Origin of the sequence: Acinetobacter chengduensis, assembly GCF_003664645.1 — a bacterium.
Classification (GTDB): Bacteria; Pseudomonadota; Gammaproteobacteria; order Pseudomonadales; family Moraxellaceae; genus Acinetobacter; species Acinetobacter chengduensis.
In genome coordinates, this window is the sequence record NZ_RCHC01000003.1 from 17,759 (window position 1) to 42,261 (window position 24,503).

General features: G+C 39.9%; 26 protein-coding genes. 16 read left to right on the forward strand and 10 right to left on the reverse strand.

What is annotated here, in order from left to right:
- Positions 1–93 precede the first annotated feature (93 nt).
- The 11 genes from D9K81_RS03225 to D9K81_RS03275 all read left to right on the forward strand — a co-directional run bounded on the left by D9K81_RS03225 (position 94) and on the right by D9K81_RS03275 (position 8,444).
- A complete protein-coding gene (locus D9K81_RS03225) occupies positions 94–1,191 on the forward strand; it encodes an alpha/beta fold hydrolase (RefSeq protein ID WP_120373207.1) in 1,098 nt (365 codons plus the stop codon).
- Between the two features lie 14 nt (positions 1,192–1,205).
- The gene (locus D9K81_RS03230) at positions 1,206–2,078 is read left to right on the forward strand and encodes an NAD(P)-dependent oxidoreductase (RefSeq protein ID WP_120373208.1); all 873 of its coding nucleotides are present in this window, start codon (positions 1,206–1,208) and stop codon (positions 2,076–2,078) included.
- An 85-nt stretch (positions 2,079–2,163) separates the two neighbouring features.
- On the forward strand, positions 2,164–2,433 hold the full coding sequence (locus tag D9K81_RS03235; RefSeq protein ID WP_120373209.1) for a YARHG domain-containing protein: 270 nt from the start codon (positions 2,164–2,166) through the stop codon (positions 2,431–2,433).
- 32 nt (positions 2,434–2,465) lie between these two features.
- Entirely contained in the window at positions 2,466–2,879 is a 414-nt protein-coding gene (locus D9K81_RS03240) for an HIT family protein (protein ID WP_120373210.1), read from the forward strand.
- 322 nt (positions 2,880–3,201) lie between these two features.
- A complete protein-coding gene (locus tag D9K81_RS03245; protein ID WP_120373211.1) occupies positions 3,202–4,281 on the forward strand; it encodes a porin in 1,080 nt (359 codons plus the stop codon).
- A gap of 404 nt (positions 4,282–4,685) precedes the next feature.
- The gene (cydP, locus tag D9K81_RS03250; RefSeq protein ID WP_120373212.1) at positions 4,686–4,877 is read left to right on the forward strand and encodes a cytochrome oxidase putative small subunit CydP; all 192 of its coding nucleotides are present in this window, start codon (positions 4,686–4,688) and stop codon (positions 4,875–4,877) included.
- Positions 4,877–6,463, forward strand: a complete 1,587-nt coding sequence (locus D9K81_RS03255; protein ID WP_120373213.1) for a cytochrome ubiquinol oxidase subunit I — start codon at positions 4,877–4,879, stop codon at positions 6,461–6,463. The genes cydP and D9K81_RS03255 overlap by 1 nt, the downstream gene beginning before the upstream one ends.
- Positions 6,460–7,605 carry a cytochrome d ubiquinol oxidase subunit II gene (cydB, locus tag D9K81_RS03260; protein ID WP_120373214.1) on the forward strand — a complete coding sequence of 382 codons (1,146 nt, stop codon included), beginning with the start codon at positions 6,460–6,462 and terminating at the stop codon, positions 7,603–7,605. Before D9K81_RS03255 ends, cydB begins: the two co-directional genes overlap by 4 nt.
- 23 nt (positions 7,606–7,628) lie before the next feature.
- Positions 7,629–7,730, forward strand: coding sequence for a cytochrome bd-I oxidase subunit CydX (cydX, locus tag D9K81_RS03265; protein ID WP_004653762.1), 102 nt, complete (start codon positions 7,629–7,631; stop codon positions 7,728–7,730).
- A 3-nt stretch (positions 7,731–7,733) separates the two neighbouring features.
- On the forward strand, positions 7,734–8,036 hold the full coding sequence (locus tag D9K81_RS03270) for a cyd operon YbgE family protein (RefSeq protein WP_120373215.1): 303 nt from the start codon (positions 7,734–7,736) through the stop codon (positions 8,034–8,036).
- A 108-nt stretch (positions 8,037–8,144) separates the two neighbouring features.
- On the forward strand, positions 8,145–8,444 hold the full coding sequence (locus tag D9K81_RS03275; protein ID WP_120373216.1) for a hypothetical protein: 300 nt from the start codon (positions 8,145–8,147) through the stop codon (positions 8,442–8,444).
- Between the two features lie 305 nt (positions 8,445–8,749).
- On the opposite strand, the gene rodA is transcribed toward D9K81_RS03275, so the two are convergent.
- From rodA to D9K81_RS03305, 6 genes are all read right to left on the reverse strand, one after another.
- Complete coding sequence (gene rodA, locus D9K81_RS03280; RefSeq protein ID WP_120373217.1) at positions 8,750–9,886, reverse strand: rod shape-determining protein RodA; 1,137 nt, start codon at positions 9,884–9,886, stop codon at positions 8,750–8,752.
- Positions 9,887–9,973: 87 nt separating this feature from the next.
- Positions 9,974–10,699: a 2-C-methyl-D-erythritol 4-phosphate cytidylyltransferase gene (gene ispD / locus D9K81_RS03285; RefSeq protein ID WP_407923616.1), complete on the reverse strand. Its 726-nt coding sequence runs from the start codon at positions 10,697–10,699 to the stop codon at positions 9,974–9,976.
- Positions 10,668–11,063: a septum formation initiator family protein gene (locus D9K81_RS03290; protein WP_106985010.1), complete on the reverse strand. Its 396-nt coding sequence runs from the start codon at positions 11,061–11,063 to the stop codon at positions 10,668–10,670. Before D9K81_RS03290 ends, ispD begins: the two co-directional genes overlap by 32 nt.
- 15 nt (positions 11,064–11,078) lie before the next feature.
- Positions 11,079–12,368, reverse strand: a complete 1,290-nt coding sequence (eno, locus tag D9K81_RS03295) for a phosphopyruvate hydratase (RefSeq protein WP_120373219.1) — start codon at positions 12,366–12,368, stop codon at positions 11,079–11,081.
- A gap of 65 nt (positions 12,369–12,433) precedes the next feature.
- Positions 12,434–13,291 carry a 3-deoxy-8-phosphooctulonate synthase gene (gene kdsA, locus D9K81_RS03300; RefSeq protein WP_086174228.1) on the reverse strand — a complete coding sequence of 286 codons (858 nt, stop codon included), beginning with the start codon at positions 13,289–13,291 and terminating at the stop codon, positions 12,434–12,436.
- A gap of 31 nt (positions 13,292–13,322) precedes the next feature.
- Positions 13,323–14,963, reverse strand: a complete 1,641-nt coding sequence (locus tag D9K81_RS03305) for a CTP synthase (protein ID WP_120373220.1) — start codon at positions 14,961–14,963, stop codon at positions 13,323–13,325.
- Between the two features lie 225 nt (positions 14,964–15,188).
- Here D9K81_RS03305 and D9K81_RS03310 point away from each other — a divergent pair, with 225 nt between their 5' ends.
- Complete coding sequence (locus tag D9K81_RS03310) at positions 15,189–15,617, forward strand: internalin (RefSeq protein WP_121523125.1); 429 nt, start codon at positions 15,189–15,191, stop codon at positions 15,615–15,617.
- A gap of 100 nt (positions 15,618–15,717) precedes the next feature.
- On the opposite strand, the gene D9K81_RS03315 is transcribed toward D9K81_RS03310, so the two are convergent.
- Entirely contained in the window at positions 15,718–16,608 is an 891-nt protein-coding gene (locus D9K81_RS03315; RefSeq protein WP_120373221.1) for a LysR family transcriptional regulator, read from the reverse strand.
- Between the two features lie 109 nt (positions 16,609–16,717).
- Here D9K81_RS03315 and dkgB point away from each other — a divergent pair, with 109 nt between their 5' ends.
- Positions 16,718–17,524: a 2,5-didehydrogluconate reductase DkgB gene (gene dkgB / locus D9K81_RS03320; RefSeq protein ID WP_120373222.1), complete on the forward strand. Its 807-nt coding sequence runs from the start codon at positions 16,718–16,720 to the stop codon at positions 17,522–17,524.
- A 1-nt stretch (position 17,525) separates the two neighbouring features.
- Positions 17,526–18,701 carry an MFS transporter gene (locus tag D9K81_RS03325; protein WP_120373223.1) on the forward strand — a complete coding sequence of 392 codons (1,176 nt, stop codon included), beginning with the start codon at positions 17,526–17,528 and terminating at the stop codon, positions 18,699–18,701.
- A gap of 41 nt (positions 18,702–18,742) precedes the next feature.
- On the opposite strand, the gene D9K81_RS03330 is transcribed toward D9K81_RS03325, so the two are convergent.
- The 3 genes from D9K81_RS03330 to D9K81_RS03340 form a co-directional block, all read right to left on the reverse strand.
- Positions 18,743–19,834 (reverse strand): YheT family hydrolase, encoded by a 1,092-nt coding sequence (locus tag D9K81_RS03330; RefSeq protein WP_120373224.1) that lies wholly within the window; start codon positions 19,832–19,834, stop codon positions 18,743–18,745.
- Positions 19,835–20,020: 186 nt separating this feature from the next.
- Positions 20,021–20,425 carry a nuclear transport factor 2 family protein gene (locus D9K81_RS03335; RefSeq protein ID WP_120373225.1) on the reverse strand — a complete coding sequence of 135 codons (405 nt, stop codon included), beginning with the start codon at positions 20,423–20,425 and terminating at the stop codon, positions 20,021–20,023.
- A gap of 108 nt (positions 20,426–20,533) precedes the next feature.
- Positions 20,534–22,558, reverse strand: a complete 2,025-nt coding sequence (locus tag D9K81_RS03340; RefSeq protein WP_120373226.1) for an NADPH-dependent 2,4-dienoyl-CoA reductase — start codon at positions 22,556–22,558, stop codon at positions 20,534–20,536.
- Between the two features lie 183 nt (positions 22,559–22,741).
- Between D9K81_RS03340 and D9K81_RS03345 the strand changes: the two genes are divergently transcribed.
- Positions 22,742–23,311, forward strand: coding sequence for a PadR family transcriptional regulator (locus tag D9K81_RS03345; protein ID WP_120373227.1), 570 nt, complete (start codon positions 22,742–22,744; stop codon positions 23,309–23,311).
- 139 nt (positions 23,312–23,450) lie between these two features.
- Positions 23,451–24,362, forward strand: a complete 912-nt coding sequence (locus D9K81_RS03350) for an alpha/beta fold hydrolase (protein ID WP_120373228.1) — start codon at positions 23,451–23,453, stop codon at positions 24,360–24,362.
- The last annotated feature ends 141 nt before the right edge of the window (positions 24,363–24,503 follow it).

Sequence of the window (24,503 nt, forward strand, 5' to 3'; positions counted from 1 at the left end):
TTTGAGCGCCTAAGCTATTTAAGGTCAAGGTATAATAAGCAAATATCGCTTAGACTTCGATCAAACCTGCAAGGATATAGGCCAACGCTCACCATGAACCCATTAAAAAAAAGGCTTTTAACACAGCAAAAAAAACTTAAACATCTATCCACACGTTTTTTTAATGCAAAATCATTGGTGTTATCCCAAACCAATCCTTATGAGGTCATTGAAGAATATAAGTTTTGTCGGGTGAGACATTACGCATCACCCAATCGTAAATATCAAGAACCGCTTGTCTTTGTTGCACCTTTAGCAATTAATATGGCGATTTATGACCTCTATCCATATCGCTCATTAGTTAAACATTTTCAACATAGTGGCTTTGAAGTCTATTTGCTTGAGTGGAACAAACTTAGCTATCAAGATCGCTTTCTGGACTTTTTATCCTTTATTGATGATGCGATCCCGCATTGCATCGATAAAATTTGCACGCATGCCCAAAGCCCTCAAGTTTCTTTACATGGATGGAGCATGGCGGGCATCTTTGTCACTTTATATACGGCTTTAAGTGCATCAAATCGTGTGAAAAACCTCATGGTGATGGGAAGCCCAATTGATAGCTATGCTTCTGGTCGCGTTGGTCGACTTTTTCAAAATATCAATCAGCTGATTTCACGCAGTCAGGCGCTCAAAAATACTATCTATACGGGTAAAATCCCTAAAAGAATGATTCATACACCCGGCCTACTGAATGCTGTGGGATTTAAAATCTTAGACCCTAAAGGCTGGTACACCAGTCAAAAGCAATTTTTATTTAATCTTTCAGACCCACAAACGCTCCATGAACATGCCACGATGGGTGACTTTTTAAATCACATGATTGACTACCCAGGGGGTATTAATCAGGACATGGTTTTACATTTATGGCTACAAAACCCCCTTAAAGAAGGTATTATTCAATTAAAAGATAAAGTTATAAAATTAAAAGATATTCACGTGCCTGTGTTGATTGGCGCGGGTTCTAGCGATCAAATTGTAACAGCCGCAGCGGCCCAACCCTTAGGCGAATTGACAAGTAGCCAAGATGTCACGTTTACTCTTATCCCTGGTGGGCACTTAGGCCTCATGTCGAGCCAAAAAAGTGCGAATGAATTTTGGCCTAAACTGACCACATGGCTTGAACAAAGATCGACAGTTATTAAAAATTAAATTAGGGTTCTATTATGATTCAATCAGTTGCATTTATTGGTTTAGGCGCAATGGGCTACCGCATGGCAGCGCATTTACCCAAGCACTTTGACACCGTTTATGTCTGGAATCGTAATTTTGACAAAGCCAAACAACATGCAACTGAGTTTGGCACGCTCGCTGTAGAGTTACAACAAGCTGTGCAAGCAGATATCATTTTCTCTTGCTTGCCGACCAGTGCTGATGTTGAAGCTCTAATTGCAAATATTGACATTCGAGCTGGCAGTATTTGGGTGGATTGCACCAGTGGCGTACCTAGCTCTGCTAAACAACTCGCACCGCTATTTCAGCAACACGGTGCATCTTATTTAGATGCGCCAGTTTCTGGGCAAACAATAGGTGCAGAAAATGCAACACTCACCTTCATGCTTGGTGGCGATGCGACTGCATTTAATGAAGCTTTTCCCGCAATTCAAACAATGGGCAAACTGATTCAACATGTAGGTGAATCCGGCGCTGGATTTGCAGTAAAAGCAGTCAATAATATGCTCATGGCTGTTAATTTATGTGCTGCTTCAGAAGGCCTAACAGTACTTAAAGCACATGGTGTAGATCTACACGCCGCTCTAGATTGCATTAATGCATCCAGTGGTAAAAGCAATGCAACAGAAACCATTTTACCGCAGCGCGTACTCAACCGTAGCTTTCCATTGACCTTTGCATTACCACTATTGGCCAAAGACACAGGGATTGCTGTTGATCTAGTCCGTGGTGCTAAACTTTCTGCCCCAGTCATTTCGCTCACGCAAAGTCTGGTTCAAATTGCGAGCGATACCGCACAAGCAAATAGTGACTTTTCAACTGTCGCAAAAATGTACGAATCATGGAGTAATATTACAATTGAGTAAGATCTCGCCATTGAAAATACATAATTAATTCTAATACTGTGATGATATGATCACACACATTGTTACAAACACAGAGGAAACTCGTATGAACAATTTCAAAGTTGCGGCATTGGTTGGCTTTGTTACGCTATTAGGGGCATCTACAGTAGCTATGGCATCTGAGCAAGAATGCCAAAAACTTAAAAATGATCATGATGTGATTTATGCATCAAAAGGCTTTTGTTTTAAAGACCCTGACGCTAAAGCAAAGTATGGTAATGACAATTGCTATACAACCAAACCAAAATTTTCAGAAAAAGAGCAGCAACGTCTTGACGCGATCAAAGATCGTCAGAAAGAATTGAACTGTAAATAATTACAGTTCAAAACAGCTTAAGGAAATCCGTCATGGCTTATGATGACCAAAACATTTTTGCAAGAATTTTACGCGGTGAATTACCAGCGATTAAAGTTTATGAAGATGAACGCGTTCTTGCATTTATGGATATTATGCCTCAAGCAGAAGGCCATACTTTAGTTATTCCAAAGTCACCTGCCGTCACCCTACTCGACTTAGCCCCAGAAGAAGCTGCTTATACCATTCAAATTGTGCAAAAAGTTGCGAAAGCAATTGAAACTGCGCTACACGTTGAAGGTATTGTTCTTATGCAACTGTCAGGCGTAGCCGCAGGCCAAACTGTGCCACATGTGCATTTTCATCTTATTCCAAGCTCTGTACATGAGCTGGGTAAACATGCAGCGCAAATGGGCGATCAAGATAAAATTAAAGCCTTGGCTGAAAAAATTAAAGCTGCACTCTGAAATATGCGTGTCATATTTTAAATAGCATAAGATGGAGCTTCGGCTCCATTTTTTATGGTTCTAAGTTTTGCTTATGATGACTAAAAACCCAGAAATACATATCAAAAATAAATTTAAACAATTAAATACAATAACTTAAATTAAATTAATCACCATCCCACTCAAGTTAAACAGCGATCATATTTCATATCTTTGCAATATTTCCTTAATAGAACTGTCTTATTTGTAATTAATACTTAGCGCCATTAGATAGCAAATTATTTTTAGCCAAGCTACTGATAAAACGTATTGATATGACTAGAAAAGTCTTCTGGAGCTTCAAATGAAAAAAACACTATGTGCATTAGCAATCGGGGCAACTGTTCTAACACCTGTAATGGCGTCTGCAGCAGATGTAAAAATTTATGGCCGTGCACACGTTTCTTTAGACTACCTTGATGATGGTAAAGATTATAACGAAGTTGGTTTGTCTTCTAATGCATCTCGCTTAGGCTTCAAAGTTGATCAAAAAATTAATGATGATTTAAATGTTTTTGCACAAATTGAGCAAGAAGTAAACTTTGCAAGTGGCTCTAAAGATGCAAGCGGCGTGAACTTCTCAACTCGCGATACCTTTGTTGGTGTGAAGAGCGCAAATTACGGTCAAGTCCGCGTAGGTCGTTTTGACAGCCCATTCAAAGTTGCACGTAGCCCAATCAACTTCTTTGGCGACATGGTTGGTGACGTACGTAACGTAACGCGTGTAGGCAACTTAAAGTTTGATGAGCGTAACGAAAATACCATCGAATATAAATCACCAAAATTTGGCGGTGGCTTTAATGTACTCGGCGCTGTATCTATGAATGCAGGCACAGAGTCAACAAAAGATGCAAATGGCGAAGGCAAAAAGAAAGACCAAGCTTATGATCTTGCTTTGACATATAAAGAAGGTCCTATTGATTTTGCAGCTGCATACGAAAAATATGAAAAAAATGCAGCTAACGTGAGCGATGGTGCAAGCCGTGATGCTTTCCGTCTTGCGGGTGCGTACAAAATTACCGAAGAATTTAATCTAGGTGCAATGTATCAGTTATCACAACATGATAACGACAAGGTAAACCCAGACGTACAAGTATTTGGCTTGGCTGGCGAATATAAACTGACACCTAAAACTTCAGTACGCGGCGAATATTTCTACCGTGATGTTGATACTAACGATGCCAATGCAAGCTTAATTGCGGTGGGCGTAGAGCATAAGCTTGATAGTACGCTTCGTGTATACGGCAACCTTGCTACAGTTTTGAACGACAAAAACTCAAAGCTTAATCCTTGGAAAGAAGGACGTAGCTTTGGTAATGGTGTGAGCGGTGTAGCAGATGAAAATTCAACTGCATTGTCTTTAGGTCTACGTTACGACTTCTAAAACAACCGTCTCCCCCAAAAAAAAGAACATGCTTGCATGTTCTTTTTTTTGCTTCAATTTTTCTCTTTCCCATCAGCAACTAAATTCCTTTTTTTAAATATAAGCGTTTTAGTTGGTTTTATCCGTATTAATTATCATTTGTAATTCCTAGTAAATACAACTGTTTTAGTCAGAATTTAAAATATAAATATAACTAAAAAAGTCGGGATAATTTTATTTAAATACGAGTAAAAAGATCGACTTAAAACACATGAAAATTAGCATATTTTTTAAATAACATTAACCATAAGTTATTGTTTTTATTTTAAATTATTAATATATTATTATTTTAACTGTTTAGTCTATTTATTTTATCTATTTTTTGTTTAATAATGTAAATATAGTTTTTAAAAACAGGCTTAACCATGAGCTTAGTTCCAAAAAATATCAATCGTAATGTAAGTCGAGAAATTGCCATTATATTAATAATTAAGGTGGTAATTTTGTTGACTATTAAACATATTTGGTTTGACGCACCGACTATTCCTAAAAATTTTGACAATCAAGTTGCCGAGCATATCGCTGGCAGTCCTTCCCCAATCAAGGAGACACGTTGATGATTTCTGAAAGCGTGGTCGATCTTTCGCGGTTCCAATTTGCGATGACCGCGATGTATCACTTTATTTTTGTTCCACTTACTTTAGGTATGGCTTTCCTTCTTGCCATTATGGAAACCACATACGTGGTTTCTGGTAAAGAAATTTACAAAGACATGACTAAGTTCTGGGGAAAATTGTTTGGTATTAACTTCGCACTAGGGGTTACGACTGGTTTAACTATGGAGTTTCAGTTTGGTACAAACTGGGCATATTACTCACACTACGTGGGCGATATCTTTGGTGCTCCGCTCGCAATCGAAGGCTTAATGGCGTTCTTCCTTGAATCGACATTTATTGGCTTATTCTTCTTTGGCTGGGATCGCCTCTCAAAAGTACAGCATTTGGCCGTTACATGGTTAGTTGCTCTTGGCTCAAATATGTCCGCACTATGGATTTTAGTGGCCAATGGCTGGATGCAAAATCCTGTCGGTTCAGCATTCAATTACGAAACCATGCGTATGGAAATGGTTGATTTTGGCGCACTGATTTTTAACCCAGTCGCACAGGTTAAATTCGTACATACCGTATCTGCTGGTTATGTTACTGGTGCAATATTTGTATTAGCAATCTCAAGCTATTACATGTTGAAAAAACGTGATTTGCCATTTGCCCGTCGCTCTTTTGCTATTGCAGCTATTTTCGGTTTGGCATCTACACTGTCTGTGATCTTGCTAGGCGATGAATCTGGTTACGAAATTGGCGATGTACAAAAAACTAAGCTCGCAGCTATTGAAGCTGAATGGGATACTCACCCAGCACCAGCGCCGTTTACTTTGTTTGGTATTCCAAATAAAGAAACTATGACAACAGACTATGCGGTTAAAATTCCTTATGTGATGGGCATTATTGCGACACGCTCAACCACTAAAGAAGTGACAGGCATTAAAGATTTAATCGTTCAACACGAAGAACGTATCCGTAATGGTATGGTGGCTTATTCACAACTTGAACAATTACGCGCAGGTGACCAATCTGCAGAATTAAAAGCAGCCTTCGCTGAGTCTCAAAAAGACTTAGGTTACGGCCTACTTTTGAAAAAATACACACCTAACGTTGTTGATGCATCTGATGCGCAAATTAAAGCTGCTGCTAAAGATACCATTCCACACGTACCAAGCTTGTTCTGGGCATTCCGTTTAATGGTTGCATCTGGTTTCTTAATGCTTCTGTTGTTTGCACTTGCAGCCTTTGCTGTCGCAAAACGCAATGCAGAAAACAAACCATGGTTACTTAAATTTGCATTGTTTGGCTTACCACTTCCATGGATTGCTGCGCAAACTGGCTGGTATGTTGCCGAAGTTGGCCGTCAACCTTGGACAATTGGTGAAGTATTACCAACTCACCTTTCAGCATCTAGCTTGAGTACAGGTGATGTGTGGGGATCAATCATCGCACTAGCATCGTTCTACACTGTACTTTTGATTATCGAAATGTATCTCATGATCAAATTCTCACGCCTTGGCCCAAGCTCACTTCATACTGGTAAATACCACTTTGAAAAGCTTGAAGCAGCAAATAAAGCAAATGAGGAGTCTAAAGCATGATCGAATATGAACTGCTCAAAATCATTTGGTGGGTTCTGGTAGGCGTACTACTTATTGGCTTTTCCCTCACCGATGGCTTCGACATGGGCGCAATGGCACTTATGCCATTTGTAGGTAAAACAGATGACGAACGTCGCGCTGCAATCAATACGATTGCACCGCACTGGGACGGCAACCAAGTTTGGTTTATTACTGCAGGTGGCGCACTATTTGCCGCATGGCCAATGGTATACGCAACCGCATTCTCAGGCATGTACTGGGCACTGCTCCTCGTTCTATTTGCGCTCTTCTTGCGACCTGTCGGCTTTGACTATCGCTCGAAACTTGAGAACACAAAATGGCGTACGTCTTGGGACTGGGGCTTATGTATTGGTGGCGCCGTACCTGCTTTAGTATTTGGTGTAGCGTTTGGTAATATGTTTTTGGGTGTGCCATTTACACTGGATGAAACTGTACGCTCAACTTACACAGGTAGTTTCTTTGCGCTACTCAACCCATTTGCGTTGGTGTGTGGCTTAGTGAGCCTCTCTATGTTGGCAGCACACGGTGGTGCGTGGCTAATGATCCGTACAGATGGTGAATTACGCAAACGCTCTGCGAAAGCAACACAAATTATGGGTATCGTTTATCTACTCACCTTTTTGGCTGCTGGCGCATGGTTATACTTCGGTGGCATTCAGGGCTATACACTTGCAGAACCGTTCAATACTAATGGTGTTGCAAACCCACTTGCTAAAGAAGTCATCACCAATGCCAACCCAGGTTGGATGAACAACTATTCTACTTACCCAATTACCATGATTGCTCCAATTATGGGTCTATTAGGTGGTTTGATTGTTGTATTAGCAGCTGGCAAAAACAAAGCTGGTATGAGCTTCTTAGGTTCAAGTTTGGCAGTCATTGGTGCAATTTTAACTGCAGGTTTTGCATTGTTCCCATTCCTAATGCCTTCAAGCACCAACCCAACTGTAAGCCTGACAATGTGGGATGCTGTATCCAGCAAAAATACATTAACTGTAATGACTGTTGCAGCCTGCATCTTCGTTCCAATCATTCTGTGTTACACCACTTGGTGCTACTACAAAATGTGGGGCGTAATTACTAACAAACATATTCAAGAGAATTCACATAGCCTTTACTAAAAGCTATGTATGGGAGAAAAAAGATGTGGTACTTTGCTTGGATTCTCGGTGTATTGATGGCATGTTTCGCAGGTGTACTGAGTGCGCTGTACATTGAACATCATCAAGATTTAGATGAGGAATAAAACATGACCGATGTTGCTATAGAAAAACCAGTCGTAGAGAAAAAGCCAAATAAATTTGCAATGCTAATTTCCTGCCTTTTGGCTTTTCCCTTGGCAGCAGTCCTCCTTGTTCACCCAGCAGCAATGCTGGATGACAATGGTGGATATAGTCATCGTGCCCTCATGATGGTGATGATTGGTATTTCAGGTGGTTTTGTTCATGGTGTAGGCTTCCTGCCCAAACATTGGTTTTGGAAATGGTTGTTTAGCCCATACATTGCTTGGCCACTGATGCTGATCGGCTACTACACTTGGTTTATTGCCTAAACACCCAAAACAAAGCCCTCATTTGAGGGCTTTGTTTTTTTAATTTTCTCTTGGGAATTTACACCGCTAAATGTATGATCTACAAATTTATTTTATACACGATTCAGCATGTTAGATAATATTTTAGGTAAAATGAAAGATCAGCTCAATTTAAATGAGATGTGGAAACAGAACAGTTCAAAAGTTGAAAACCTCGTTATTGATGGATTGCTCGGTCTAACAGAAGATAAACTCATAAATGAAACTGAAATCCGCGCAGTCATTGCAAAAGTTTATGAGCTATTACCAACACCAATACGTTTAGTTCTTCCTCGCGACTTTATCATCAATAAAATTTTAGAACAAAAAGGACCCTTGCTGAATAAAGTGACTGAAACTCGTTTAAAACGCAAAAATAAAGAATTATAAAATTCAGCTGCCAGACGATTTAAATCAATTTAGAATGGCAGCCTACCTCATCATTCATTGTTCACTATCTATATAAAAGCGTGAAATTGAAAAACTACAATTCCCGTTTCAATGAAGGCGAAAAAACTTTTACATTGATAAAATTGGCAATGACAGTTCAATAATATTTTTTTATATCTACCTAATGTTTTCATTATCTGATTGATCTAATTTAAATATTAAAGAAAATAGTTCAAGTTTTCTGTTTTAAATAACTTCTCATTAAAAAGCCGGATATAAATCCGGCTATGCAGTATGTCTGCTATTTAACGATGCGTGTGAATCGACATCACAATTCCCATACCTGCAAGCATAGCAATAACCGCTGTACCACCATAACTCATTAACGGTAATGGGTCGCCAGTTACAGGTAAAATACCACTCACCATACCTGAGTTTAAAAACACAAAGAAAAAGAAAGTCAGCCCTGTTGCGCTGGCATATAAACGCCCAAAATTATGAAAGCTATTCATACCAATCATTAAGCAACGAATAATAATGGCAAAAAATAAACTAAATAATAAAAAGACACCAATAAAACCAAATTCTTCTGCATAAGTGGACATAATAAAGTCTGTGTGATGCTCAGGCAAATAACCCAAATGTGACTGTGTGCCTTCAGTAAAGCCCTTACCCATCATACCACCCGAACCAATGGCGATCTTAGATTGGATAATGTTCCAACCTGCACCCAATGCATCCGATTCTGGATCAAACAACGTTAATATGCGCTTCTTTTGATATTCTTGTAATAAAAATGTCCAAAGCAGAGGCGCAACTACGGCCAAAGCCCCCATTGCCCCTGCGATTAACTTCCAAGACATTCCGCTTAAAAATAAAATAAAAATACCTGGAATAATCAAACCAATATTTAAATCGGGCTGTAAAGCAACCAATACGAACGGCACCATCATAATAATCAGCGCAATAACAATATGCACAAATTTTGGTGGAAATGCACGATTAGAAAAATACCATGCCATCATGAGTGGCATCGCAAATTTCATCACCTCACTGGGTTGCATGCTACCTATGCCCGGAATGGTAATCCAGCGTTTTGCACCAAGCCGTGTCTCACCTATCACAAGCACCAGCATCAACATAATGAGTCCCACAATATAAAAATAAGGACTAATCGCTTGATACACTTTTGGCGGTACCTGTGCACACAAAAACATTAAAGTAAAACCAACGGCAAAACTTGTTGCTTGGCGTAGCAACATGCCAGAGTTTTCAGCAGTTGCACTATAGACAACCATCAATCCAAGTATGGCATTTAGAACTAAAAAACATAATAACCAAGGGTCTAAATGTAATTTAGCCCAACGCGAAGAATCGTGCTTTATGCTCATTCCATCTCGTGCGGAATGACGCAAAAAACGATACTGCTGTGAAGGGATCATTTTAAGATTAAGCGTTAAGTAGAATTCAGAAATTATAAGTGAAAGCCACAGCGAAAATACCGCTGTAGCTAAAATAATTTTGAGATATTAGGTATTCCGTGCTGACTGTGAAGCCAAAATTAACTTCGCCAACTCCAAATCGTCTGGATAGGTAATTTTAATATTATCAGCGCGACCTTGTACGACTTGCACATTCAAACCAACATATTCAAGTGCACTGGCTTCATCTGTAATGAAAACACCATCTTGCAACGCTTGCTCAATCGCTTTTTTTAATAGCCCTAATGGTGCAATTTGCGGTGTTTGAGCTTGCCATAGACTTGTACGATCAACTGTTTTATCAATCCGCGTACCTTGCTCAACATACTTTAAGGTATCGCGCACAGGCACAGCTAAAATCGCACTGCTCTTTTGCTCAATTGCTGTGGTTACCAATTTTTCTAAACAAGCAACCGACACACATGGTCGAGCAGCATCATGTACAAACACCCAGTCGTCATCCGATGCAATATTGGATAAATACGCTAAGGCATTGAGTACCGAATTTACTCGTTCAGCACCACCTGAGCAAAGGTGCAAACGCTCAGCATGTGAAAGAGAAAGTGTCTGTACAAAATTATCCTGCTCACCAACAGCCAACACATAACCTTGTAAAGGCAACTGATTTAAACGCTCGACGGTATGTTCTAATACGGTTTTATTTTGAATAACTTGATATTGCTTGAGTTCTGTTTTAGAAAAACGACTACCTGAACCCGCAGCAGGTATAACAGCCCACAACTTAAGGTTCTGTAGGCGGGAGCTCAGCGACATCTGATTCATTGGTACGTAAATCTACTTTTTCATTTGGATCGATATAAATCGGTTTATATTGGGTACTAATTGTACTCATTTGCACAAATGTTTCGTGTGGCTTCACCAAGCCCAAATCTAAACGTGCATGTTCTTCAATGGCTTCAACACCATTTTTGAGATCGAAGACTTCTGCAGCCAAAACACGATTGCGTTCTTTTAATTCATCATTCAGCTCGACTTGTTGCTGAATTTTTTGTGTGAGTTCTTGATGGTCTTTATAACCACCTTCACCAAACCAGTATAAATACTGAAACCCTGCGATCAAAATGATCGCAAGGCCCAATAGTACTTTACTCGCTTTGGAGTCGAATACATTTAACATAGAGAGCATGAGCGCTTAGTTCAAACCTTTGAACTCAGCTTTACCGCGATATGCAGCATTAGTCAATTCTTCGATACGAAGTAATTGGTTATATTTCGCTACACGGTCAGAACGGCAAAGTGAACCAGTTTTGATTTGGCCCGCTGCTGTACCTACTGCAAGATCCGCAATTGTAGAATCTTCTGTCTCACCAGAACGGTGTGAAATAACAGTAGAGTAACCATTTGCTTTAGCAAGATAGATCGCATCTAAAGTTTCAGTCAATGTACCGATTTGGTTGTACTTGATCAGAATTGAGTTACCAACTTTTTCGTTGATACCACGTTGAAGAATTTTAGGGTTTGTAACGAACAAGTCATCACCAACCAATTGGATTTTGTCGCCAAGGATAGAAGTGAGGTAAGACCAACCTTCCCAATCAGACTCGTCCAAACCATCTTCAATTGAGATGATTGGGTATTGTTTAGCAAAACCTGCTAGATAATCAGCAAACTGGTTGCTTGTGAATGCTTTATTGCCTTCACCTGCAAGGATATATTGACCATCTTTGTAGAATTCTGAAGATGCACAGTCAAGCGCAAGCATAATATCAGAACCCGCTTTGTAGCCAGTTTTTTCAATCGCTTCTAAAATAACTGTAATTGCTTCTTCGTTAGAACGAAGGTTAGGTGCAAAACCACCTTCATCGCCAACAGCAGTATTTAAACCTTGTTTCTTTAAAACTGATTTTAAAGAATGGAAAATTTCTGCACCAGCGCGTAAAGCTTCAGAGAATGAAGTGAAGCCTACTGGCTCAATCATAAATTCTTGAATATCTACGTTGTTGTCTGCATGTGAACCGCCGTTAAGGATGTTCATCATTGGAACAGGCATTGTTAAAATGCTGTTATTACGAAGGTCTGCGATGTATTGGAAAAGTGGGATTTTCTTTTCATCAGCAGCAGCACGCGCAGCAGCAAGAGAAACTGCCAAAGTTGCGTTAGCGCCTAATTTTTCTTTGTTTTCAGTACCGTCAAGCGCGATCATTGTGTTATCAATGTCTTTTTGTTCGAATACTGATTTACCCAACAATGCATCACGAATTACTGTGTTAACGTTGTTAACCGCAGTTTTAACGCCTTTACCTAAGTAACGAGCTTTGTCGCCGTCACGAAGTTCTAAAGCTTCACGAGAACCAGTTGAAGCACCAGATGGTGCACATGCACGGCCAACTACGCCAGATGCTAAGATAACGTCTGCTTCGATGGTTGGGTTACCACGAGAGTCCAAGATTTCACGTGCACGAATGTCAACGATTTGACTCATGAACAATTCCTCAGTTGATTAATAAAACGATGCGCCAATAAATGACGCATCAATGTTGAAAATTTTTAATGTGTATCAAGCTTCTGAAAACCTTTTACCAAGGTATCGAGCTCTTTTAACTGTGCTAAGAATGGCTCAAGTTGAGACATACGCAATGCACACGGACCATCACATTTGGCTTTATCAGGATCTGGATGACCTTCTAAGAATAATCCCGCCAATCCTGTTGCCATACCTGCACGCGCAAGTGTTGTGATCTGCGCGCGACGTCCGCCTGCAGAATCTTCACGACCACCCGGCGTTTGCAACGCATGAGTCACATCAAAGAATACAGGCACGTTCATCTGCTTCATGGTGTCAAAGCCCAGCATATCCACAACAAGGTTGTTGTAGCCAAATGCAGAACCACGTTCACATAGAATCAGTTTATCGTTACCTGCTTCCAAACACTTATTCATGATATGACGCATTTCATGCGGTGCAAGGAATTGTGCTTTTTTGATGTTAATAATGGCATCTGTTTTTGCCATAGCTTCAACAAGATCCGTTTGACGGCTTAAGAAAGCTGGCAATTGGATAATGTCTGCAACTTCTGCAACAGGCGCAGCTTGGTATGGCTCATGCACATCAGTGATGATAGGCACATTGAAATGTTTTTTAATGTCAGCCAACCACTCGATGCCTTTCTCTAGGCCTGGGCCACGGAAAGAATTTAAGCTTGAACGGTTTGCTTTATCAAAGCTTGCTTTAAATACGTAAGGAATATCTAAACGTTTACAGATATCTACGTATGTTTCAGCAATTTCAAAAGCAAGATCTTTTGACTCAAGTACGTTCATACCGCCGAATAGTACAAATGGCAAATGATTTGCCATTTGTATATCGCCTAAACGTACAATTTCTTGTGGTTTTAATTGTGACATTTAAACTTCCTAGTTTAGTCCTACAATGCCATTACTTTGATTTTTGATACTGTTTCTTAGCAGCATCAATAAAGCCAGCAAATAATGGATGACCATCACGTGGTGAGCTGGTAAATTCTGGGTGGAATTGTACCGCAACAAACCAAGGATGTGCAGGAATTTCAACAGTTTCTACTAAACGCTGTACTGGAGAATAACCAGAAATCTTCATGCCTTTTTCTTCAAGCACTGGGATATAACGGTTGTTCATTTCATAGCGGTGACGGTGACGTTCGATAATCTCTTCAGAACCGTACACTTGAGCTGTTTTAGTACCTGCAACCAATTCAGATTTTTGAGCACCAAGACGCATTGTGCCACCAAGGTCAGAATCTGCATTACGTTGCTGAACTTCACCACGTTCATCTAACCATTCAGTGATTAAACCAATGAGTGGAGACTTAGTAGAACGGTTAAATTCTGTTGAAGTTGCATCGCTAATACCCGCTACATTGCGTGCATATTCGATTACAGCCAACTGCATACCTAAGCAAATACCAAGGAATGGCACGCCATTTTCACGAGCGAATTTAATCGCTTTCATTTTGCCTTCGGTACCGCGTTCACCAAAGCCACCTGGAACTAAGATTGCGTCAGCATCTTTCAATACTTCTACTACATCTTGGCTTTCAAGTTCTTCAGCATTGACATAGTCAATCTGAACTTTCACACGGTTTTGAATACCTGCATGTAAAAGCGCTTCGTTTACAGATTTATACGCATCTGGAAGTTCAACATATTTACCAACCATAGCAACACGAACTGTGTATTCTGGGTTCAGCAATGCTTCTACCACATTATCCCAATCTGTTAAATCAGCTTCAGGAAGATCGTTATAACCAAAACGTTCACAGATTAAATCATCAACATTTTGTTCATAAAAGGTACGTGGAATTTGGTAAATGCTACGTGCATCTTTACATACAACAACTGCACGTGCTTCTACGTTAGTGAAAAGTGCAATTTTACGTGTTGTGTCTGCATCAACATCGTGTTCAGTACGACAAATTAAGATGTCTGGTTGAATACCAATTGATAACAACTCTTTTACTGAGTGTTGTGTCGGTTTAGTCTTTAACTCTGCTGCTGACTTAATGTATGGGAGTAACGTTAAGTGCATAAGCATCGTGCGTTTATGACCAAGTTCAACCATTAACTGACGTACAGATTCCATGAATGGGAGAGATTCAATGTCACCTACTGTACCGCCGATCTCAACGATCGCAACGTCATAGCCTTCGCCTGCGCGAAGTACACGTTCTTTAATATTATCAGTAATGTGTGGAATAACTTGAACTGTACCACCTAGGTAGTCACCACGGCGTTCTTTATTAAGAACATCTTGGTAAACACGACCTGAAGTGAAGTTATTCAATTTGGTCATTTTCGCACGACGTAGGAAACGTTCGTAGTAACCCAAGTCTAAGTCAGTTTCAGCACCGTCTTCTGTTACAAAAACTTCACCATGTTGGAATGGGCTCATTGTCCCTGGATCGACATTAATGTATGGATCCATTTTTACCATGGTCACTTTTAAACCACGAGCTTCTAAAAGTGCAGCAACAGAAGCAGCTGAAATACCTTTACCTAGTGATGAAACTACACCACCAGTAACGAAAATAAAATGGGTCATTGGGTTTCTCGTACAATCGAGCCTAAATCGGCCTGCAATGTTGCGCAATTTTACTTTACTCTGTACCTATAAAGCAAAGTCAATCCGCATCAATTATTAGAACAATAAACAATTGGCTATTGTATCAGCATTTCCGATAAAAAATTAGTGTAAGTTCATAGGATTTCTATCTTGTGAATTGCTGTTATAATGGCAACATCCCATTCACACCCTATTTTTTGCATTATGAATAAAAAATTTTTGATCTGTGGTGCACTTGCAGCTGGCTTACTCTTAACTGCATGTGTGAAAAAAGAAGCACCAAAGGAAGATGAGCAAGAACACGTTGAAACTGCAGCATCTGAAGTAGCGCCAGCAGAATTTCAAAAGTTAGATGCAACTGACGAACAAGAAATTCCACTAACGCCTTCAAATACAGAAGTTGAAGTTATTCGTGAAGAAACGCCTAACACAGTTACTGAAGTTCGTCGTGAAGTAGCACCAGCTGCCGAGGCTGCAAAACCAGCGCCAGCTCCAGTTCAAAAAGCTAAAGCACCACGTGCAGAAGACAAACCGACTCAAGCAGTTGCACCTAAAAATACAAGTGCAAGCCAATCTGAAGATGATGCTGTCGCTGCTGCAATTGCCGCTGCAACGCCTGCTTTAGATAACTAATTGTTTATTCGCTAAACAATTCATGAAAATGCCCAGTTTTGACTGGGCTTTTTCATGTTTCTATATAAATAGAAATCTGTACCAAACGATTCACTTTTTCTCACAATCGTTCTTGTAGTTTTTCAGCTAAATATTCAATAAATAAACGAACACGTTTGGGTAGATGCTCTTGTTGATAATACACGGCATGAATAAGTTGCTCGTGTGGCTCAATTTGATCTTCTAAAAGTTGTACCAATCGCCCTTCTGCAATATCTTTTTCTAACATAAAAATCGATAGACAAGCGATGCCCATACCATGAAGCGCCAGCTCTCGTATCGTTTCACCGTTTGATGCCTTAATGTTTGGTCGGATCGTTAGTGGTTTCCCCTCGACTTGGATTGGCCAAGTATTCATATGTGTAATTTGACTAAATCCAAGTAATGCATGTGCTGAAAGCTCATCAGCATTTTTCGGACGTCCATGCTGATGAAGATATTCAGGACTCGCCACCAGACATAGTCGACTCTTATAGATGAATTTTGCATGCAAACTTGAGTCATTTAATTTTCCAAAGCGAATTGCAACATCTGCTTTATGCTCTAATAAGTCAATCACTTGATCGTGATTCACTAATTCAATCTGAATATGCGGATAACGTGCATTAAATTCAGGAATTAATGGCACAATTATATGCAGAATAAAAGAAATTGCAGAATCGACTCGCACAAGACCAGAAGTATCCGCATCTAATTTCAGTAGAGAATCTTCCGCTTCGGTCAAATCATTCAGTATCTGCCGAGTTTTAGCTAAAAATAATTGCCCCTCTTGCGTCAGTTTAATTTTGCGAGTTGTGCGTTCCAGCAGCGTAACATTTAATTTGGATTCCAGACGCTGTAATGCACGGCTTATGCCAGATGCTGTTTGATCCAGCCTTTGTGCTGCTTTGATAATAGAGCCACTATCTACAATAACAGTGAAAACCTGTAGCTCCTCAATGGTCGATTTCATTGATATTCGAATTCGTGATTTTTAATCAATAATATATTCCAAACTCATGCATTTTTCTTCATTAAAATAAGCAGCACAATACCATCCATTCAAAAAAAGAGAATTTCTAATGATTGTTCCTCAAATGGGTGTTGGCACATTCCGCCTCGGTGGCCAAACCGTTATAGACTCGATTAAAAATGCACTGAATGCAGGATATCGAGCGATTGATACGGCGCAAATTTACGGCAATGAAGTAGAAGTGGGTCAAGCAATCCTTGAAAGTCAGGTGAATAGAGCTGATATTTTCTTAACCACTAAAATTTGGACTGAAAATTATGCTGCCGATAAACTGATACCCAGTTTAAAAGAAAGCTTAATTAAATTGCGAACTGATGCGGTCAATCTCACACTGATTCATTGGCCAGCACCCGCGCTAGGCGTCGATATTCCTGAATTAATGGAACATTTACTTGAGGCTAAAAAACAAGGATTGACTGAGTATATTGGTGTATCCAATTTTAATATTGAGCTAACGCAACAAGCAATCGATCACATCGGGCTGGAAAATATTACAACCAATCAAATTGAACTCAGTCCATATTTGCAAAATCAAAGCGTGGTCAATTATTTACAAGCAAACCATATAGATGTCACCTCCTATATGACTTTGGCCTATGGCAAAGTTTTACAAGACCCCATTCTTTTAAACATCGCCGCCGAACAACAAGCAACTTCGGCTCAAATTGCACTCGCATGGGCATTGCAAAAGGGCTATGCCGTAATTCCATCTTCCACTAAACCTGAACATTTAATCAGTAATTTAAAAGCTCAAGATATTCATTTAACACCAGAACAGATGCAGGCCATTGCAACACTTGACAGAAATGCACGTGAAGTGAATCCATCTGAACTTGCTCCAGTTTGGGATATTTAATATGAAATTCAATTTTCCATTAATTGCATTAGCCGTAGGTGCTTTTGCAATTGGTACAACGGAATTTTCACCGATGGGCTTTTTGCCTGAAATTGCAACAGATTTATCGGTGTCAATTCCTCAAGCGGGCTTACTGATTAGTGCCTATGCCGTTGGCGTAATGATTGGTGCCCCATTAATGACATTATGGTTAGCACGTTTTCCAAAACGCACTGCTCTTATTTTACTGATGGCGATCTTTACGATCGGTAATGTTTTGGCAACACTTGCACCCAATTATCTCGGTTTAATGACAGCACGTTTAGTAACCAGCTTGAATCATGGTGCATTTTTTGGCTTAGGCTCTGTGGTTGCAGCCAGTGTTGTACCCAAAGATAAACAAGCTAGTGCTGTTGCCATGATGTTTATGGGCTTGACTATTGCCAATATTGGCGGTGTACCACTAGCAACTTGGGTGGGTCAAAATATCGGTTGGCGTATGTCCTTTGCGGCCATTAGCTTACTTGGCATCATCACCATGTTGGCATTATGGAAAGCACTTCCGCATCAGCAACAAACAGAAAAACCTGATGTACGAGCAGAATTAAAAGTATTAACACGTATGCCCGTCGTTTTAGCACTGCTGACCACAGTAATGAGTGCAGGAGCAATGTTTACGTTATATACCTATATTGCACCAAGCTTAAAAGTCTTTACCCATGCGAGTCCAGAGCTGATTACTTTCATGTTGGTGTTAATCGGGATTGGATTTTCAATCGGCAACCATTTCGGCGGTAAGTTTGCAGATCGATCATTAGACAAAACCTTAGTTGGCTTTTTAGTGCTACTGATGCTGATGATGCTGTTATTTCCAGTTTTAGCAACAACCATCATTGGAGCAGCTATCGCATTAATCATCTGGGGAGTAGCCGCTTTTGCCGTGGTGCCACCTTTACAAATGCGCGTTATGACAGTCGCTCATGATGCACCAGGCCTCGCTTCTTCAGTGAATATCGGTGCATTTAATCTTGGAAATGCTTTGGGTGCAGTCGCAGGTGCCACTGTGTTAAATCTCAACTTAAGCTATGCTACGGTTTCGTATGCAGGTGCCACACTCAGTGCTATAGCGTTAATTTTAGTATTCATTCAGATGAAGCTTAAACCTCAAACAACTACATGTTGCGCACAAGCTGATTAACTGCACAAGACATAGCCTACCCAAAGTAGGCTATTTTGTTTCTAGCTCGCATATAACTTTAAGAAATCTGCCATCAATTTAGTTGCCCATGAATGAGTGTCGACTAAACCTTCATAATAACCACAGTGACTGCCTTTTTTGGTGGTTACAACCACAACATTTGGCATATTTTCAATCACTGTCTTATAGGGTTCTAAATTTTTAATGTGACAAACAGGGTCATCCTCTGCATTTAAAATCATTAACGGAATTTTAACATTATCAAATACATAAATTGGGTTAGTAGATTGAGCATAACTTTCATAATCGGAAAAACCCGCCATTTGAAAATAAGCGCGTTCAAACTCTGCCAGATCTTTACTTTTCAGCACTTCGATTAAAGATGGTATCGTTGACCATGTTGCAGAATAGGGTTCTACAAATTTCTGAAATAGCTTTTTCGTCATCATTTTACTGTAAAAAGGATGCACATTCTTAAAGCCAAGCTCAGTATCATAGCCAGGGCACAACGCAAAAGCCGCTTTGAGTGGTGTATCTAAGCCAGCCTCACCTAAATATCGAACCAATAAGCCAGTTCCCGCAGATGAACCGACACCGAACAAATTCGATTCGGGAAATTTCTGCTGAATAAAGGCAATCTGTTCACGTAGGTCATCTGTTGAGCCAAATAAATTTATTTTGGCAACAGGCATGGGTAAGTTAGCATGACCACGTCTTAAGCACAGTGCAATGCGCCAACCTGTATATAGATTGAGATCTCTAACCACTTCTCGCATACTTTCAGGCGTTCCCGTAATCGTATGCATAAGTACGACTGTTGGTACATCTGCTGGCAAATCTAAACCCAACCATGCAATTGCCGTAATCCCACCATCAGCCATGGTCAGTTGTTCTATGGCATCGTATTTAAGCTTCACTTGACGTTTTTTAATGACATCAAAATACAGTAAATGCGCATGGGCATTTGACAGCCAAGGCGTAGGACGATATTTTTCATGTAGTTGATTTAACTTCGGCAACACATGTTTCATTTGCCCTTCTGGATGATAATAAAGCTGCGGCAATTCTGCACCAGTTGCATGATCTACAAAGTTTAAAAGTGCCTGACGCCCTTTATGAATCGTATTATTCATTGATCCTACCTTCACCTCGCTTCAAACTATAGCAAATCATTCCAATCTTTTAACTTTGCCAAACAAAGCCCATTAAACACCAATATCTACCGCGCTATTTTTTGCTTAAGCCTAATAAGCAAAAAGCATGACAATACCCATCATGCTTTTTATCATTTTGAGATGGACGTTTAAAAATCAGTAGCTTTAAGGCTGATATTGCGCAATGCGCTCGCCCATTTTTACTGCTAAAGCTTCCAATCCACTTTTCGGACGTAGCATGACTTCAAAATCAATAATTTGTCCTTGTTCATTAAACTGAATCATGTCGATCCCCTTTAACTTTTTCTCCCCGACATTGGCAGAAAACTCAAGAACCACATTTAACCCATCCTCTGTATAAAACTCACGGTGATAGGTAAAATTTTCAAAAATTTGAACCACATTGATCAAAATAAAAGTCACCACTGGCTTACCCGGATAAGGGTTAAATGCAACAGGTGAGCGAAACACCACATCATCTGCCAATAGTTCATTTAAAATATTCATATCTCGTGTGTCGAGCATTTCATGCCAACGGGCAACAGATTTTTTTGTTGTTTCAATCATCATTTTGTGTCCTTTTTTAGTTTATACCCCCCCTTCATTAAAGAAGGAAGGTTAAGAGGGATACTTTTAGTAAATCCCCCTAAATTCCTTTGTTTCTAATGGAGACTTCGATTAAATAACCGCAGCCAAGTCAGCACCTTGACGAATTGCACGTTTAGCATCTAGCTCACCTGCTTCTTTTGCCCCACCAATTAAATGTACAGATTTACCCGCCGTTTTTAATTGTTCGTACATTGCTGTAAATGGTTCTTGACCTGCACAAATAATAATATTGTCCACGTCAAGTACAGCAGGCTGATCATTGACCACAATATGTAGACCTTGATCATCAATTTTTTCATAACTTGCACCACCAATCATTTTTACATTGCGGTGTTTTAAGCCAGTACGGTGAATCCAGCCCGTTGTTTTACCTAAGCCACCACCAACTGAACTTGCCTTACGTTGTAATAGGTAAATTTCACGTTTAGGTTGCTCTACTTGTGGTACTTTTAACCCCCCAACATGCGCATAAGTGGTATCAATACCCCACTCATCGTAGAATTTTTCAGGGTTTAAGCTACCACTTTCACCTTCATGACTTAAAAATTCAGCTGTATCAAAACCAATACCACCTGCGCCAATAATCGCAACGCGTTGTCCTACGGCTTTACGGTCTTTTAATACATCTAAATAACTCAGTACTTTCGCATGTTCAATGCCATCAATTTGAAGTTCGCGTGGTGTAACACCCGTAGCAATCACAATGTCATCAAAATCACCAGCTTCAAGCTCTTCAAATGTCGCTTTATGATTGAGTTTCAATTCGATGTTTGACGCGAGTTCAATCTTACGTTTGAAATAACGCAAGGTTTCATAAAATTCTTCTTTACCCGGAATCGTTTTCGCAATATTAAACTGACCGCCAATTTGATTGGATGCTTCAAATACTGTTACTTGATGTCCACGTTCTGCCGCATAAGTTGCAAAGCTTAATCCTGCTGGGCCTGCACCAACAACTGCAATCTTTTTCACATCAGATGTGGACTTAAACAGTAATTCCGTTTCATGACATGCACGAGGGTTGACTAAACACGATGCAATTTTCATAGAGAAAATATGATCTAAACAGGCTTGGTTACAGCCAATACAGGTATTGATTTCATCGCTACGACCTTCGGACGCTTTTTCTACAAAAAATGCATCAGCTAACATCGGACGTGCCATTGAAATCATATCCGCATGCCCAGAAGCCAAGACATGCTCCGCCATTTCTGGTGTATTAATACGATTTGAAGTAATCAGAGGTACTTTCACTTGGCCTTTTAATTTTTCAGTGACCCAAGTAAATGCCGCGCGAGGAACTTTGGTTGCAATTGTAGGAATACGTGCTTCGTGCCAGCCAATACCCGTATTAATAATAGTTGCACCCGCTTGTTCAATGGCTTTTGCCAGTTGTACAACTTCTTCAAAAGTCGAGCCACCTTCTACCAAATCCAACATAGATAAGCGGTAAATAATAATAAAATTCTCACCAACAGCTTCACGTGTACGGCGTACAATTTCTAAAGGAAAACGAATACGATTTTCATAGCTACCACCCCATTCATCATCACGGTGATTGGTGCGTTTCGCAATAAATTCGTTAATTAAATAGCCCTCAGACCCCATGATCTCTACGCCATCATAGCCTGCATACTGAGCAAGGCTGGCACAGTTTACAAAGTCTGCAATAGTTTGACTGACTTCTGCTGAACTGAGCGCATGCGGTTTAACTGGATTAATTGGTGCTTGAATAGCAGAGGGTGCAACATTATCTGCCTGATATGAATAACGCCCTGTATGCAAAATTTGTAAGGCAATTTTACCACCAGCATCATGCACGGCTTGAGTCACAACTTTATGTTTATCTGCTTCTTCTTTGCTATCAAGCTTATTACCACCTGCAAAGGTTAGACCGGCTTCATTGGGTGCAATACCACCAGTCACAATGAGACCAACACCACCTTGCGCACGTTCTGCATAAAAAGCAGCCATGCGCTCATAGCCTCCAGGTGCTTCTTCTAAACCGACATGCATAGAGCCCATGAGTAATCGGTTTTTTAAAGTAGTAAAGCCCAAATCCAATGGTGCCAATAAATGGGGATAGTTAGACATAATCTCTCCTTAGCGTGCTTGTTGTGCTGGCTATTTTTATTTCCAAATCCAGATTAAACGTGTAATAAACAGTCTCAATCTAAGATTTATGCAATTTGTTGCATATATTTATATTCGAGATTTGATTTTTATGCAACTTGTTGCATAATAAAGTTGTTGAAATTTTGAATGCGATTTGCCCTTATGTCCTTAGCTCATGTTTTGCTAACCAGTCTGATTGAAAAACCAAGCACGGGTATAAATTTGGCACGTCGCTTTGACCGTTCAATGGGTTTCTTTTGGAATTCGACCCATCAGCAAATTTATCGTGAACTCAATGTCATGATGCAAAAAGGTTGGATCTCCACATTAGAGGAAGATGACAACAGTCGCAAAAAAACCTATCAAGTTGAACTTCTTGGCCGTGCTGAACTTGCCGACTGGATGGTTAAGCAAAGCCCGCCAGGGCAATTGCGTGAAGACCTCATGGTACGCCTGCGTGCAGAGGCACAGTTTGGTGGTAATAGTGTTTTACCAGAATTAGAACGCCATTTGCATCTACATCAAGAAAATTTAAAATTATACGAAGCCATTTTTGCTAAAGATTTCCCCAGCCATATACCTTGTGATCGTAAATTATTTATTCATAAAATGATTTTACAGCTCGGCATTGACTTAGAGCATGGCTGGATTCGTTGGCTTGAAGAGTTAATTCCTGCTTTAAAAGACTTTGATGCCACAGCAGATACAGAAAAAAACACGATGTTTAAATAAAGTCACTTAGACTGCCATGGCAGTTTGAGCATAGTCAGTACGAAAATGCGACTTAAAATTGCTAAAGATTGAGTTAAAACTTGATGTGGCATCTTGAGGCTACTGAAATGCACCAAGAAAAATAAAAAAGGAAGAAGACATGCCTTATTACCAAATGCCAGATGGCGAACAATTGTTTGTACGACGCTATGGTCAAGGCCAACCCGTTTTGGTGTTATCAGGCTTAGGCATGCAAAGCTGGCAATGGCATCCTTTTTTATATCCACATCATAAAAAATTCGAATTTATTATTCCAGACTGGCGTGGTTTTGGTGGCTCTAAATATTGCAAAATTCCCAATTCTGATGCTATCAGCAGTCATTGGAAAGACATTGAAGCACTACTTCCACAGCTTAATATTCCCAAGTTTAAAGTGATTGCCTACTCTATGGGCGCAACCACCGCCATGCATGGTATGCAATATAGTCAGTTCTACCATTCTATTCAGCAATATTTACACATTGATCAAACCCCCAAAATAACTACCGATCAAAGTTGGCCTTTTGGTTTATTTGGTCAAAAACATGCAACTTTTATCGAGATTTTGCAGCACATTTCTCAAGTACTTAAAGCCAACCCTGATGCAAAAGCCATGCAAGATTTAAGCAGTACTGACCGTAAGCGCCTATTAAATAGTTGGTTAGCATTTATAGACTTGCAAGCCAGTAGCAAAGTTACGCCATTTTTAATTAAACAAGCTTTGAAATATCCTCGCTTGCAAGCTCATGTTTTGCCTATACAGCGTTTAGATTATTTATCTTGGTATATACATAATTATCTTGAGCATAAAGAAGATTACCGAGTAGCACTAACACAGCTCAATTGCCCTGTGACTTTTTTTATTGGTGCCGAATCCACTCTCTATCCAGCTGAGGGTCAACAGCAGATTGCTCGCTCAATCCCGCAAGCGCAACAAGTGATTTTCCAAAAATCTGGTCATACACCACTCTTAAGTGAACCGATGAAATTTGCATCTGAAATTGGTCATTTTTTAAATCAATATTCAGCTTAATGCTTATTTTACGTGGGTCGATATTTTCAAGGTTTCTAAATAGCAATACTAAAAAATCCTGTGCAAACTTTGCCAAAATACAATTGACATTTTTTGCAACGATCATATTTAATACTCCAATATTGTTGCATATATGGAAGT

Coding starts and splice junctions, on each gene's coding strand:
- kdsA (WP_086174228.1), bottom strand. CDS start 13,291: ATGTCACAATTAAAACCACAAGAAATTGTACGTTTAGGCGATATACAA.
- dkgB (WP_120373222.1), top strand. CDS start 16,718: ATGATTGTTCCTCAAATGGGTGTTGGCACATTCCGCCTCGGTGGCCAA.
- D9K81_RS03270 (WP_120373215.1), top strand. CDS start 7,734: ATGACCGATGTTGCTATAGAAAAACCAGTCGTAGAGAAAAAGCCAAAT.
- rodA (WP_120373217.1), bottom strand. CDS start 9,886: ATGATCCCTTCACAGCAGTATCGTTTTTTGCGTCATTCCGCACGAGAT.
- D9K81_RS03310 (WP_121523125.1), top strand. CDS start 15,189: ATGAATAAAAAATTTTTGATCTGTGGTGCACTTGCAGCTGGCTTACTC.
- cydB (WP_120373214.1), top strand. CDS start 6,460: ATGATCGAATATGAACTGCTCAAAATCATTTGGTGGGTTCTGGTAGGC.
- D9K81_RS03350 (WP_120373228.1), top strand. CDS start 23,451: ATGCCTTATTACCAAATGCCAGATGGCGAACAATTGTTTGTACGACGC.
- D9K81_RS03225 (WP_120373207.1), top strand. CDS start 94: ATGAACCCATTAAAAAAAAGGCTTTTAACACAGCAAAAAAAACTTAAA.
- D9K81_RS03235 (WP_120373209.1), top strand. CDS start 2,164: ATGAACAATTTCAAAGTTGCGGCATTGGTTGGCTTTGTTACGCTATTA.
- D9K81_RS03325 (WP_120373223.1), top strand. CDS start 17,526: ATGAAATTCAATTTTCCATTAATTGCATTAGCCGTAGGTGCTTTTGCA.
- cydX (WP_004653762.1), top strand. CDS start 7,629: ATGTGGTACTTTGCTTGGATTCTCGGTGTATTGATGGCATGTTTCGCA.
- D9K81_RS03245 (WP_120373211.1), top strand. CDS start 3,202: ATGAAAAAAACACTATGTGCATTAGCAATCGGGGCAACTGTTCTAACA.
- D9K81_RS03305 (WP_120373220.1), bottom strand. CDS start 14,963: ATGACCCATTTTATTTTCGTTACTGGTGGTGTAGTTTCATCACTAGGT.
- D9K81_RS03290 (WP_106985010.1), bottom strand. CDS start 11,063: ATGTTAAATGTATTCGACTCCAAAGCGAGTAAAGTACTATTGGGCCTT.
- D9K81_RS03335 (WP_120373225.1), bottom strand. CDS start 20,425: ATGATGATTGAAACAACAAAAAAATCTGTTGCCCGTTGGCATGAAATG.
- D9K81_RS03315 (WP_120373221.1), bottom strand. CDS start 16,608: ATGAAATCGACCATTGAGGAGCTACAGGTTTTCACTGTTATTGTAGAT.
- cydP (WP_120373212.1), top strand. CDS start 4,686: ATGAGCTTAGTTCCAAAAAATATCAATCGTAATGTAAGTCGAGAAATT.
- D9K81_RS03275 (WP_120373216.1), top strand. CDS start 8,145: ATGTTAGATAATATTTTAGGTAAAATGAAAGATCAGCTCAATTTAAAT.
- D9K81_RS03340 (WP_120373226.1), bottom strand. CDS start 22,558: ATGTCTAACTATCCCCATTTATTGGCACCATTGGATTTGGGCTTTACT.
- D9K81_RS03330 (WP_120373224.1), bottom strand. CDS start 19,834: ATGAATAATACGATTCATAAAGGGCGTCAGGCACTTTTAAACTTTGTA.
- D9K81_RS03255 (WP_120373213.1), top strand. CDS start 4,877: ATGATTTCTGAAAGCGTGGTCGATCTTTCGCGGTTCCAATTTGCGATG.
- ispD (WP_407923616.1), bottom strand. CDS start 10,699: ATGTCGCTGAGCTCCCGCCTACAGAACCTTAAGTTGTGGGCTGTTATA.
- eno (WP_120373219.1), bottom strand. CDS start 12,368: ATGAGTCAAATCGTTGACATTCGTGCACGTGAAATCTTGGACTCTCGT.
- D9K81_RS03240 (WP_120373210.1), top strand. CDS start 2,466: ATGGCTTATGATGACCAAAACATTTTTGCAAGAATTTTACGCGGTGAA.
- D9K81_RS03345 (WP_120373227.1), top strand. CDS start 22,742: ATGTCCTTAGCTCATGTTTTGCTAACCAGTCTGATTGAAAAACCAAGC.
- D9K81_RS03230 (WP_120373208.1), top strand. CDS start 1,206: ATGATTCAATCAGTTGCATTTATTGGTTTAGGCGCAATGGGCTACCGC.